The 13,032-nt window shown below is 66.7% G+C and carries 11 protein-coding genes; 10 read left to right on the top strand and 1 reads right to left on the bottom strand.

Annotated features, from left to right (window positions below; translation table 11 throughout):
- Positions 1-25 precede the first annotated feature (25 nt).
- Positions 26-1,447, bottom strand: a complete 1,422-nt coding sequence (locus GON01_RS02005) for a sensor histidine kinase (protein WP_181600176.1) — start codon at positions 1,445-1,447, stop codon at positions 26-28.
- 163 nt (positions 1,448-1,610) lie between these two features.
- Here GON01_RS02005 and GON01_RS02000 point away from each other — a divergent pair, with 163 nt between their 5' ends.
- The 10 genes from GON01_RS02000 (at position 1,611) to GON01_RS01955 (ending at position 12,974) form a co-directional block, all read left to right on the top strand.
- Positions 1,611-3,011 (top strand): sensor histidine kinase, encoded by a 1,401-nt coding sequence (locus GON01_RS02000; protein WP_181600175.1) that lies wholly within the window; start codon positions 1,611-1,613, stop codon positions 3,009-3,011.
- A gap of 20 nt (positions 3,012-3,031) precedes the next feature.
- Complete coding sequence (locus GON01_RS01995) at positions 3,032-3,394, top strand: response regulator (protein ID WP_157025472.1); 363 nt, start codon at positions 3,032-3,034, stop codon at positions 3,392-3,394.
- A gap of 73 nt (positions 3,395-3,467) precedes the next feature.
- Positions 3,468-4,895, top strand: coding sequence for an aminotransferase class I/II-fold pyridoxal phosphate-dependent enzyme (locus tag GON01_RS01990; protein WP_198159753.1), 1,428 nt, complete (start codon positions 3,468-3,470; stop codon positions 4,893-4,895).
- A gap of 57 nt (positions 4,896-4,952) precedes the next feature.
- Positions 4,953-6,236: an OmpW/AlkL family protein gene (locus GON01_RS01985; protein WP_157025468.1), complete on the top strand. Its 1,284-nt coding sequence runs from the start codon at positions 4,953-4,955 to the stop codon at positions 6,234-6,236.
- A gap of 16 nt (positions 6,237-6,252) precedes the next feature.
- A complete protein-coding gene (locus GON01_RS01980; RefSeq protein ID WP_157025466.1) occupies positions 6,253-6,528 on the top strand; it encodes a PilZ domain-containing protein in 276 nt (91 codons plus the stop codon).
- 69 nt (positions 6,529-6,597) lie between these two features.
- The gene (locus GON01_RS01975; protein ID WP_181600198.1) at positions 6,598-7,710 is read left to right on the top strand and encodes a DUF47 family protein; all 1,113 of its coding nucleotides are present in this window, start codon (positions 6,598-6,600) and stop codon (positions 7,708-7,710) included.
- Positions 7,711-7,716: 6 nt separating this feature from the next.
- Positions 7,717-8,715 carry an inorganic phosphate transporter gene (locus GON01_RS01970; protein ID WP_157025462.1) on the top strand — a complete coding sequence of 333 codons (999 nt, stop codon included), beginning with the start codon at positions 7,717-7,719 and terminating at the stop codon, positions 8,713-8,715.
- Between the two features lie 133 nt (positions 8,716-8,848).
- Positions 8,849-10,720, top strand: coding sequence for a TonB-dependent receptor plug domain-containing protein (locus GON01_RS01965; protein ID WP_198159752.1), 1,872 nt, complete (start codon positions 8,849-8,851; stop codon positions 10,718-10,720).
- On the top strand, positions 10,717-11,241 hold the full coding sequence (locus GON01_RS01960) for a YfiR family protein (protein ID WP_157025458.1): 525 nt from the start codon (positions 10,717-10,719) through the stop codon (positions 11,239-11,241). The genes GON01_RS01965 and GON01_RS01960 overlap by 4 nt, the downstream gene beginning before the upstream one ends.
- Positions 11,238-12,974 carry an ATP-binding protein gene (locus GON01_RS01955; protein WP_309503739.1) on the top strand — a complete coding sequence of 579 codons (1,737 nt, stop codon included), beginning with the start codon at positions 11,238-11,240 and terminating at the stop codon, positions 12,972-12,974. The genes GON01_RS01960 and GON01_RS01955 overlap by 4 nt, the downstream gene beginning before the upstream one ends.
- Positions 12,975-13,032 lie beyond the last annotated feature (58 nt).

Here is a 13,032-nt window from a genome sequence, read left to right as displayed (position 1 = left end):
GGGCTGCCCATTATGTTCTGCGGCATCAGGCCGCTTTTCCCGCCATGCCGGGCTCGGCTGGCGGCGTGATGTCCGTGTCGGCGGACCGGGCCGCGACGATCGGAATCTGGATGGTGAAGCTGGTGCCGACGCCGCGCTCCGACCGCACGTCGATGGTCCCGGCCATCATCTGGCAGAAGCGTTTGGTCAGCGCGAGGCCGAGGCCGGTGCCGCCGAACTTGCTGACGGTGTCGTTCTCGGCCTGGCTGAAATCCTGGAAAATCCGGCGCAGCCCTTCCTCGCTCATGCCGATGCCGTTGTCGGTAACTTCGAGCATCAGCCAGTCCCGCCCGCCGCTGGTGCGGCGCAGCACGGTCAGCATGATCGTGCCCTTGGTCGTGAACTTGGCGGCGTTGCTGAGCAGGTTAAGCAGCGACTGGCGGACCTTCAACGCGTCGAGCTCGATGGTGCCGAGCTCCTCGGGCATGTTGACGATCATGCGATTGTCGCGCTTGGTCACGAGCGGCGAGGCGGTCGCGATCACTTCGTTGACCAGCGACGTGACGTTGACCGGCTCCGTCGACAGCTCGAGCCGGTTCGCCTCGATCGACGACAGGTCGAGCACGTTGTTGACGAGCGCCAGCAGATGCCGCCCGGCGGCGTGGATGCGGTCAAGATCCTGCATCTTGCGGCTGGCGTCGGCCTGGTCCTGGAACGTCTCGCGCAGCATCTCGGCATAGCCGATCACCGCGTTCAGCGGCGTGCGCAGCTCGTGGCTCATCTTGGCCAGGAAGATCGACTTGCGCTTGGAGGCGAGCTCGGCCGCTTCCATCGCCTCGCGCACCAGTTCGAGCTTGCCGCGCTGGTCGATCGTCTCCTGCTCGAGGCTGAGGCTGATCCGCATCACCGTTTCGTAGAACAGCGCGAGGATTGTCATGTAGGTGAGCGCGGCGAGGATCGAGAAGGTGTTCGCCATCTGCAGGTCGGACGCCGAGAGCAGCGTCGGGAATTGGCCGTAGAAGATGCGCGTCGCGATGAAGATGCCGAGCTGCAGGGCGATGCCGGTCAGCACCAGCTTGATCGATTCCGACAGGTAGAAGAAGCCCAGCACCATCGCGATCAGGAACCAGGGCAGGAGCGGCGAGCTGATCCCGCCGAACGAAAAGGAGCCGAACAGGCTCAATCCGACCAGCATCTGCACGCTGGTCATTGCCGGCAGCCGCATGCTCCCGCACGCGCGCAGCAGGAAGGGAATGCCGAAAAAGCCGGCGACCATGCCTTCGGTGACCCAGAACTGCCAGGTCGCGCCGGCCGCGGTGCGGGCCAGGAAGAAAGTCACGCTGTGGCCCATCAGCGGGCCCGCCAGGTGCAGCATCACGAAGGTGCGCGCCATCAGGCGATCGGAATCGCTTTCCAGCATCGCCGCCGGGATGAACCAGTCAATGATGCGGTAGATCGGCTTGTGCATCTGGGGCCCCTGAGGATCGGGCCAGCGATAGAGCGCGATGCTTAAGAAACCGCGAATGACGCGCTTAACGCGCATTTAAGGGGTTCGGCCTAATCGGATGCCGAATGGGCGGTTGACCTTGTTTCCCGGTTGCCGCCGGCTCGTTCGGGACAGGGGCAAGGCAATGCAATTGGCGATATCAAGGCTCCCGGCCTTCAGCCTCAGCGGCTTGCTCGACTATTTCATCCCGCCCGAAATGCGGGTGAACACAGAGGCGCACCGCCGCGCGCGGATGTTCATGCTGAGTCATGTGTTCGGCCCGATCCTCGGCAATTCGATTCCGCTCTATCTGGCGATCACCGGCATCTCGCGGGATTACCGGGTCGTCGTCTTCTTCCTCTCGATCCTGGCGTTCTGGGCCTATCCGTTCGCGCTGAGGGCGACCGGCCGCTACCAGCTGCTGGCCTTCCTGTCGGTGCAGAACCTGATCTTCTGCGTGCTGTGGGCCTGCTACAGCTATGGCGGAGTCAGCTCGCCCTTCCTGCCATGGCTGCTCATCTTCCCGCTGCTCGCCTTTCTCTACCTGCCGCCCCAGGGCTGGGTGCGGAACCTCCTGCTGGTCCAGATTTTCGGCAGCGCGGGGCTGTTCCTGCTGCGCGCGTTCGGCGGCGAGCCGATGCCCTCGGTCGACCTGAAGGATTTCCAGGTGATCGGCATGATCTCGATGGCCAGCGTGGCGATCTATTTCGCGATGATGTCGCTCTATTTCGCGAAGATGTTCCATGAGCAGAGGGAGTTCACGCGCGAGCTGAACTCGCTGGTCTCGACTTCGGACAACCTGCGCAACCTGACCGCCGCCGCCAATCAGGCCAGCACCGCGAAGGCCGATTTCGTCGCCGGCATGAGCCATGAGCTGCGGACGCCGCTGAACGCGATCATCGGCTACAGCCAGCTGCTGCTCGAGGAAGCCGGCGACGAGAATGACGAGGCGACGGTCAAGGACCTGAGCCACGTCCACAAGGCGGGCTCGGACCTGCTGCGGCTGATCGACGACATCCTGTCCTATTCGCGGATCGAAGCCGGCAAGATGCCGGTCCACGCGACGCTGTCGCGCTGCGCCGACCATCTCGGCACCTGGCTCGACGACCTCGCCGGATCGATCGGCGACTACCGGATCGAGGTCGCCGTCGGCGACGCGACCAGCCGGTCGATGCTGCTCGACTGGACGGCCGCCGGCTCGGCCGTGCGCCATCTGGTCAGCGGGATCGCCAGCCAGCACGGCAAGGGCAGGCTGATGCTCAGCTGCGACTCGGCGGCGGATGGTTCGATCGCCTTCACCTTCGTCGACCTGACGGAGGAGGGCGCCGCGCGGCCCGTGGTGATCATCCGCGAGATGTTCGAGCATGGCGATGACGCGTCCCCCACCAAATATGGCGGCACCGGGATCGAGATCGCGCTGGCCTTCAAATTCGCCGAGCTGCTGGGCGGGACGATCGTGTCGACGACGCTCGGCGATGGCCGGCCCGCGACCGTCCTCACCCTTCCCGAACATAGCTCAGCCAATCCGCAGCCGCTGGCCGCATGACTGCTGCAAAGAGCACCGACATGACCAAGATCCTGATCGTCGAAGACAATGAAATGAACCGCGACATGCTGCGCCGCCGCCTGGAGCGGAACGGATATGAGGTCGAGTGCGCGGTCGACGGGCCGCAGGGCATCGCGATGGCGATCGCCGGCCAGCCCGACATCGTCCTGATGGATGTGGCGCTGGGAGACATGGACGGCTGGGAAGCGACGCTGGCGCTGCGCGGCGACGACCGCACCGCGACGATCCCGGTGATCGCGCTGACCGCGCATGCGCTGGAAAGCGACCGGCTGAAGAGCGTCGAGGTCGGCTGCGCGGATTTCGAGACCAAGCCGGTCTCGCTGCCGGACCTGATCCGCAAGATAGAGTTACACGCCCGCTAACCATTCCTGGTCGGCGATCATTACGAATCGGCCGTTAAGCCTGATTCCGCTTGATATAATACGAGGCAAGAACATGAACGGTGACGGCGGCGCGCCTGCTTTCGGGGCGCTTGATGGCAGCATGCGCGACTTCCGCTACCTGCCGGGTGCCGACCTGCTGGCGCGCGTCGATGCGTTCTACGACTGGCAGCAGGCGCGGCGGGCCGTGGGCGTGTGGCCGCTCGGCCGCTCGACCGAGCTGGGCGCCCACAGCCGCTGCACTGCCCGCACCGACGAAGGGGCGCTGTTCGACGGCGTCAACTTCGCGAGCCAGGACTATCTGAGCCTCTCCTCGCATCCTGCGATCCTCGAGGTCGCGATCGAGACGATGCGCGAATTCGGGGTCCACAGCGCCGGGTCGCCGGCGCTGGTCGGCAACACGTCGCTGTCGATCGCGCTGGAGCAGAAGATCGGCGCGTTCCTGGGCTATGACCATGTCGCGCTGTTCCCGACCGGCTGGGCGGCGGGCTTCGGCGTCATCAAGGGCCTGGTGCGCCCGAACGACCATATCGTGATGGACGCGCTCAGCCATGCCTGCCTTCAGGAAGGGGCGCAGGCGGCGACCCGCAACATCCATCTGTTCCGGCACAACCAGGTCGAGGGCGCGCGCCAGAAGCTCGCGAAGATTCGCGCCTCGGACACCGAAAACGGGATCCTGCTCGTCACCGAGAGCCTGTTCTCGATGGATTCCGACACGCCGGACATCGCCGAGCTGCAGCAGCTGGCCTACGAGTTCGGCGCGACCCTGGTCGTCGACGTGGCCCATGATCTCGGCAATCTCGGCCCCACCGGCCGCGGCTTCATCGAGATGCAGGACATGCTCGGCAAGGTCGACGTCGTGATGGGCAGCTTCTCCAAGACCTTCGCCTCGAACGGCGGCTTCGCCGCCTCGCGGGGGCGGAGCGTGAAGGAATATCTGCGCTACTACAGCTCGCCGAACACCTTCTCGAACGCGATGTCGCCGGCTAATGCGGCGATCGTCGGCAAGGCCTTCGACATCGTCGCCTCGGACGAAGGCGCGACGCTGCGCCGCAAGCTGATGGACAACATCCTGATGCTCCGGAGCCTGCTCAACGGCTGCGGGCTGGAGACCTATGGCGACCCGTCGGCGATCGTCTGCGTGAAGATGGGCAGCGAGGCGCTCGCCCGCCTCACCAGCCGGCGGCTGCCGTCGCTGGGCATGCTCGCGAACCTGGTCGAGTTCCCGGCCGTGCCGAAGGGGCAGGCGCGGTTCCGGCTGCAGGTGATGGCGCGGCACAGCCAGCACGATATCGTGGACGCGGTGCACCGGCTGGCAACTGCCGCGGCCGACGCGGCCGAGGACCTGCGCGCGCTTGAGGAGGGCACCACGTCGCTGGCAACGCTGGACCGGGATCGGCCGCTGCCGGTGCCCGCCGCCCGGCCGGAAGCGGCGCCGGCCGAGCCTTCCCCGGAACGCCGGCGCGGTCCGCTCGCCGCTTAGGCTTTACAGCATTTTTACCTCGTCCAGCTAATTCCGCTGGCGAAAGGATTTCGAGACATGAAGTATCGCGTCACGACGCTGGCGGGCGTCTGTCTGGCTGGTCTGATCGTATCGGCGCCCGCGATGGCGCAGGACCAGGGTGATGCCTTTGTACGCGTCGGGGCGGCGCGCACCAAGCTGGTCGACAAGGGGACGATCAGCATCAACGGCGCGGTGGACCCCAATGCCGACTACAAGACCCGCGATACCTTTCATGGCGTGCTGACCGGCGGCTATTTCGTGTTCGACCGAGTCGCGCTGGAGGCGTCGATCTCGACGCCCGCGACGACCAACAACATGCCGGCCGGCTCGCTTGCCGGCACCCCCAATCTGGGCGACGATGAGTTCGCGATGCTGACGGTCGGCGCCAGCCTGCATCCGTTCAAGGGACGCGTTTCGCCCTATATCGGCGGCGGCTATATGCGGCAGTTCACGACGCAGGAGCGCGACGCGCTGGCGGTCGGCCTCGACATCCCGAACGCGGGCGGACCTTATGTCCAGGCCGGCGTCGACGTGGCGGTCTCGGACCGCTGGGGCGTGTTCGCGGAGGTGCGCAAGGGTTTCTACCACACCAACGCCACCGGCCGGTTGCCGCTTGATGCCACCTTCACCAACTTCGCGGCGGTCGAGGCGAAAGCGGAGCTCGATCCGCTGACGATCCAGGTCGGCCTGACTGCGCGCTTCGGCCATGGCGCCGATGCCGGATCGAGCCAGCCGATCGCGACCGACGACGCGAAATGGGTGCTGAAGGCGGGACTGACCAATCTCAGCCTGGCGGACAAGGTGAAGCTGTCGGTCGGCGGCGCGCCCTATCCGGGCGCCGGCCTGTCGACGTTCGAGCATCATACCGTCTCGGTCCAGATCGGGCGCTTCCTGACGCCGAACATCGCGATCAACGCGACGCTGGGCCTGCCGCCCTCGATCGACGTGTTCGGCGCCGGCTCGATCGGCGCGCTGCCGAAGCTGGGCGAAGTGACCTACGGCCCGACCATGCTGACGCTGCAATATCACCCGACGCGCAGCGGGCGTATCCGCCCCTATATCGGCGCCGGCGTCAGCTACATGATCGTGTTCGACACCAAGGACGGCGCGTTCCAGAAGCTGCGGGTCGACAACGATCTGGGCCCCGCCTTCGAAGCCGGCGCGGACATCATGGTCAACGATCGCTGGGGCATCTTCGCCGACGCGAAGAAGGCGTTTCTCCGTCCCAAGGCATTCGGGACCTTCCAGGGCCTGGCGGTCGAAGGGAAGACCAAGCTCGATCCCTGGGCGTTTTCCGGCGGCGTGTCCTTCCACTTCTGAGCCAGGAGCTATCGCGATGTCGGCCGCCAATGCTGCTCAATATGTCCGCCGGGCGCCCCGCTGGGAATGCGATGTCGAGGTCGTGGTCGAGGACGATTGCGGCCGCGAGCTGATGGGCCGGATCGCGAACATGTCCGAAGGCGGCTTCATGGCCGAGTGCGAGGAAAAGGTGCGGCTCGGCTCGATCGTCGAGGTGCGGATCCCGGAGCGCGGTCGCGTGCGCGCGGAAGTGCGCTGGGTGCTGGGCTGGCGATTCGGGGCGATGATCCTTTCGGAGGCGCCGGAGGCCTGATCACGGCCCGCTGTTGAACGCTGTCACAAAAGAGTCCTATTGACGGCTCCTCACGCGCGGAGCCGCCTCATCCAACAGATTGCAGCCCTCCCATATCGCATGACCGACGACGGCTCGGCCGAGGTGCTGCTGATCACCTCGCGCGATACCGGCCGCTGGGTCGTGCCCAAGGGCAATCCGATGCGCGGCCTTTCCGGGCACGAGGCCGCCGCTGTCGAGGCGTTCGAGGAAGCGGGCGTGCGCGGAATTCCGTGCCCGACCGCGCTCGGCGTCTTCATGTACTGGAAAACCCGGCGAGCGCGGCTGTCGAAACAGGTGAGGGCGACGCTCTACCCGCTGGCGGTCGTCCACCTGCTCGACGACTGGCCGGAGCGCTCGCAGCGGACGCGGCGCTGGTTCGGCCTGGCCGAGGCGGCCGCCGCCGTGGACGAAGCGGAGCTGAAGCGACTCATCTCTGGATTCCGGGCGCCTCCTGCGCCATTGGGCCTCGCGAGCCGGGTGCTTCCGGCACTGCAAACACGCGCAAGGAGGCGCCTTCCGGTGCTGGGATGGTTTCACAAATTGATGCCGGCGCAGGGACGGTTCTTCGAACTGTTCGAGGCGCACGCGCAGACTCTGGTCGGCGGCGCCGACGCGCTGGCGCGGCTGCTGCACGGCGAAGGCGCGATTCCGGAGCTGATCGAGGAAATCGTCCGGCGCGAGCATGAGGCGGACGATATCACCCGCGACGTGCTGCAGGATGTGCGCCGGGTGTTCGTGACGCCGTTCGATCGCAGCGCCATCACCGACCTGATCGGCGTGATGGACGACGCGATCGACCAGATGAACCAGACGGCAAACGTGATCAGCCTGTATGGCGTCACCACCTTCGAGCCGCAGATGCGCGACATGGCCGGGATCATCGTCGAGGCGGCGCGGATCGTCGCGGAGGCGGTGCCGCTGCTGCGCTCGCTCGGCAAGAATGCCGGCAGGCTGCACGAGCTGACCGGCCGCCTGATCCAGATCGAGGGCCATGCCGATCACATTCACGACCAGGGGCTGAAGGCGCTGTTCAAGGCCTGCCGCGAAGACCCGATGGCATTCATCGTCTGCAAGGAAATCTATTCCCATCTGGAACGGATCGTCGACAAATTCGAGGACGTCGCGAACGAGATCCAGGGTCTCGTCATCGATCACGCCTGAGGCTGCATGACCCTGTCCTTTCCGCTGCTGGTCGCGCTGATCGGGATCGCGCTGGCGTTCGACTTCCTGAACGGCCTGCATGATGCCGCCAACTCGATCGCGACCGTCGTCTCGACGCGCGTGCTGAAGCCGCACTACGCCGTCGCCTGGGCCGCCTTCTTCAACTTCATTGCCTTCCTCTTCTTCGGCCTGCACGTGGCCAACACGGTCGGGAAGGGGATCATCGACGCCGATGTCGTCGATGCGAGCGTCATCTTCGCGGCGCTGGCCGGCGCGATTTCGTGGAACCTGATCACCTGGGCGCTCGGCATCCCGTCGAGCAGCAGTCACGCGCTGATCGGCGGGCTGATCGGCGCCGGCCTCGCCAAGACGGGCGTCAGCGCGATCGTCTGGTCTGGCGTGATCAAGACGGTCGGGGCGATCTTCGTCTCGCCCGCGGTCGGGCTGATCCTGGCGCTGGTGCTGGTGCTGGTCGTCGCGTGGACCAGCGTCGGGCTGACGCCGATCGGGGTCGACCGCCGCTACCGCCGGCTGCAGCTCGTCTCCGCCGCGCTCTATTCGCTCGGCCATGGCGGCAACGACGCGCAGAAGACGATGGGGATCATCGCGGTGCTGCTCTATTCGCAGGGCCTGCTGGGCGGCGAGTTCAGCGTGCCCCTGTGGGTCGTGCTGTCCTGCCAGGCGGCAATGGCGCTCGGCACGCTGTTCGGCGGCTGGCGGATCGTCCACACGATGGGCTCCAAGATCACGCGGCTGACCCCGCCGCAGGGCTTTTGTGCGGAAACCGGCGGCGCGATCACTCTGTTCATGGCGACGATGGGCGGCATTCCCGTGTCCACCACCCACACCATCACCGGCGCGATCGTCGGCGTCGGCGCCTCGCGCCGGTTGTCCGCAGTGCGCTGGAACGTGGCCGGCAACATCGTCATCGCCTGGTTCGTCACCTTGCCCTGCGCCGGCCTGATCGCGGCCGCGGCCTACGGTCTGGTGTCGCTGGTCGCCTGAGGACAGGAACGGGTTCGTTCCCGCCGCGTTACGGTCGGGGGTGGGGCTTCGTTCAGCTTTCATTCCGGTGAGTTAGCGCTTGACGGGCGCCGCTGCTGCTTCAATGGCGGACGCCGAAAGGGGAGCAATACCATTGGCTTGGCCCATTTTGGCCGGATTCGCGCTGACGGCTGCCGCGGCGGCGCCCGATCAGTCCGACCTGCAGAATTACTCGATCGAGGACCTGACGCACCTGACGGTCACGTCGGCCGGCAAGCGTGAGGAGCCGCTGAGCCAGGCGCCGGCGGCCCTGTACGTCATCACCAATCAGGACATCCTGCGGCAGGGCGCGACCTCGCTGCCGGAGGTGCTGCGGCTCGCGCCGAACCTCGACGTGCAGCGCGTCGATGCACGGCAATATGCGATCACCGCGCGCGGCTTCCAGGGCTATGAGACGGCGAACAAGCTGCTGGTCCAGATCGACGGGCGCAGCATCTATTCGACGCTTTCGGACAGCGTGTTCTGGGACCTTTTCGACACGCCGCTGGAAGACATCGACCGGATCGAGGTGATCAGCGGGCCCGGCGGCACGCTCTATGGCGCCAATGCGGTCAACGGCGTCATCAACATCACCACCAAGGATGCGCGCGACACGATCGGCGTGCTGGCGCGCGGAACGGCGGGGAATCTCGAGCAGACCGGGCTGATCCGCTACGGCGCGCCGGTCGGGGCGAACGGGGCGATCCGCGTCTATGCCGAGGGCTGGAACCGCCAGGGCTTCCCGGCATCGGGCGGGCGCGACCTGCGCGACGGCGGCGAAGGCTGGCAGGCCGGCCTCCGCTCCGATTTCGGCAGCGGTTCCGACCAATTCACCCTCCAGGGCGACGTCTTCCAACACTATTACGACAGCGGCGCCGAAGATGGCGACGACGGCCAGAACATTCTCGCCCGCTGGACCCACGCCCATGACGATGGCGCGCAGACCGAGGTCCAAGGCTATTACAGCCGCTTCGCGCGCCGCTTCTTCCTCGTCTTCGATCGGCTCGCGACGACCGACCTGTCGGTCCAGCACAACCGCACCGAAGGCCGCCACGCGATCGTGGTCGGCGCAGGCGCGCGCATGATCGCCGACAAATTCGTCAACGACCTGAACCAGTTTCAGCTGGTGCCGCAGTCGAAGACGCTGTGGATCTACAACGCCTTCGCGCAAGACCGTGTTGATCTGGGCGGCGGCGTCGCCGTCACCGCGGGGCTGAAGCTCGAGAAGACGACCTTCACCGGCGTCGAGGTGCTGCCCAGCGTCCGCCTCGCCTGGCAGCCGACTCCCGGCCATCTGCTCTACGCCTCGGCGGCCCGTGCCTTGCGCGAACCGTCGCGGATCGATCGCGACCTGACCGCGATCGACCCGCGCACCGGCCTTAAGTTTCTGGAAGGCGGCATGTTCCAGGCCGAAAAGCTGACGGCGCTGGAAATCGGCTATCGCGGCCAGCCGGTGCGCAGCGTCTCCTTCTCGGTCGCCGCATTCTACAATCTCTATGACGATCTGCGCTCGACCGAGATCACGCCGGTGACGACCTTTCCGGTGCGGCTGGCGAACGGGATCAAGGGCCATAGCTGGGGGATCGAGGCCTGGGCCAATGCGCAGCTGACCGACTGGTGGCGTCTGAGCGCAGGCATCGCGACGCTGGACAAAAACTTTCACCTGAAGCCGGGCGCGACCGACATCCAGAACTTCATCTCGCTGGGCAACGACCCGGATTACAACCTGCAGCTCGGGTCGCGGTTCGACTTTACGCCATCGCTGGGTCTCGACGTGCAGGTGCGGCGCTACGGCAGCCGTCCCAATCCGCACGTGCCCGCCTATACCGACGCCGATGCCCGGCTCGGCTGGCGCGTCTCGCCGGCGGTGGAGCTATACCTCGCCGGCAGCAATCTGCTCCACGACGAGCGGCCCGAAAGCGAGGACGTCAGTCGCGGCCAGCTCGTCCACCGGATTGTCTATCTGGGCGCGCGGTTCGGCTTTTGAGACTGCGGCTCGCCTCCTGGCTGCTGCCGATCGCGCTGCTGGCGCCGGCGGTCGCGCCTGCCCAGAGTGCGAGCGAAGTCGCGGTCAAGGCCGCGTTCCTGGCGAAATTCGGCGCCTATGTGACTTGGCCGGACGCGAGTGGCCCGATCGTGATCTGCGCCGTCGGCAGCGACGTGTTCGGCAACGCGCTCGACCGGGCCGTCGCCGGCCAGCAGATCGACGGCCGCGCGCTCGTCGTGCGCAGGCTCGACAGCGTGGACCGCGGCTCCGGCTGCTCGATCGCCTATCTCGCCGGGTCCGCCCGCCAGACGGTGCCGGCGGCGCTCACGGCGCTCCGCTCCGCTCCCGTCTTGACTGTCACCGACAGCCGGGAGAGCAATGCGCGCGGCATGATCCATTTCCGGATCGCGCAGAGCCGCGTGCGCTTCTACATCGACGACCGCGTCGCGGCGGAGAGCGGTCTCGGCATTTCGTCCAAGCTGCTGGCGCTGGCTTTAGGCGTCCGGGCGCGGGGCCGGTGAAGGACCGCTGGCAGCGGCTGCCGCAGACCGCGGGCGCGATCTTCGCCGGCGTGCTGCTGCTGTTCGGGCTGCTCGTGGTCACCCAGGCCGATCGCGATTACCGGTATCAGCAGCAGCAGCGGGTACAGGTCCGCGCCGGCATCCTGGCTGCCAGCATCACCGCTGCGGTCGATTTCGGCGATACGCAAGCCGTGCGCGAGGCGCTCGAGCCCTTCCGTGTCGACCCGGCCACGCGCGCGGTCGCGGTCTACACGGCCGACGGCAGGCTGATGAGCGGCTATGCGCTGGACGGGTTCGCGTTGCCGAGGCTGCTGCCGAAGGTCCCGCCCAAGGGCAATTACTCGGCGGCGGCGGCCGATATCGTCAGCGGCGGCCGCACGATCGGGGCTGCCTATCTGGTCGCCCAGATGGAGCCGCTGTCGCGCCGGCTGACCCGCTACGCGCTGATCGCGACTCTTGCCGTGATGGCGGCGCTGATCGTCCTGATTCTCGGCCTGTCGCAAGCGGCGCTGCGCCGCGCCAATCGCGAGCTGCAGCACACCAATGACGAGCTCGTCCAGCAGATGGCGCAGCGCGAGAAGGCCGAGAACGAGCTGCGCCAGGTCCAGAAGATGGAATCGATCGGCCAGCTCACCGGCGGCATCGCGCATGATTTCAACAACATGCTGGCGATCGTGATCGGCAGCCTCGACATCGCCGAGCGCCGCTTCTCGACCAGCCCCGATCGCGCGCGCACCGCCATCGCCCATGCGCTGGAGGGCGCGAACCGCGCCGCGGCGCTCACCAAGCGGCTGCTCGCCTTTGCCCGGCGCTCGCCGCTCCAGCCGCAGCCGATCGACCCGAACCAGATGGTCGCCAACATGTCCGAGCTGCTGCGGCGGACGCTGGGCGAGGGCGTGGTGATCGAAACCGTGCTCGCCGGCGGACTCTGGCGCACGCATGCCGATCCCGGCCAGCTCGAGAATGCGATCCTGAACCTCTGCGTCAACGCGCGCGATGCGATGGACGGCAAGGGCCGGCTGACGATCGAGACGCTCAATTGCCATCTCGACGACGATTATGCCGAGCGCCACGCCGGCGTCGCCGCCGGCCAGTATTCGACGATCGTGATCAGCGACAACGGCCCCGGCATGCCGCAGGACGTGATCGAGCGCGCGTTCGAGCCGTTCTTCACGACCAAGTCGGTCGGCAAGGGTACCGGCCTTGGCCTTGCCCAGGTCTATGGCTTCGTCCGCCAGTCCGGCGGCCATGTAAAAATCTATTCGGAAGTGGGCGAGGGCACAGCCGTAAAAATCTATCTGCCGCGCTATTTCGGCCCGGCCGAAGTGGCGGTCACGCCGGAGGTCGCCGATCTGCCGCGCGGACGTCCGGGCGAGCTGATCCTCGTTGTCGAGGACGAGGACCAGGTCCGCCGCATGTCCGTCGATGCGTTGCAGGAGCTTGGCTATGCGGTGATCGAGGCGTCGGGCGGCGCGGATGCGCTGGCCCATGTCCGCGAGCGCGACGACATTCGGCTGCTGTTCACCGACGTGGTGATGCCCGACATCAACGGGCGCCAGCTTGCCGACAAGGCGCGCGCGCTGCGCCCGGACCTGCCGGTGCTCTACACGACCGGCTATACGCGCAACGCGGTGGTCCATAACGGCGTCGTCGACAGCGACGTGTTCTTCATCCCGAAGCCGTTCACGATCGAGCAGCTCGCCCGCAAGCTGCGCGCGGTGCTGGACGCCTGATCCGCCACTGTCACACCAGAGTCACATGACCGTCATACGGGCGCCCCAGCTCATTTAG

The organism is Sphingomonas horti (genome assembly GCF_009753715.1).
Lineage (GTDB): Bacteria > Pseudomonadota > Alphaproteobacteria > Sphingomonadales > Sphingomonadaceae > Sphingomonas_B > Sphingomonas_B horti.
Note: the sequence above shows the minus strand (reverse complement) of the source record. Positions and strands in the feature narration are given on the sequence as shown.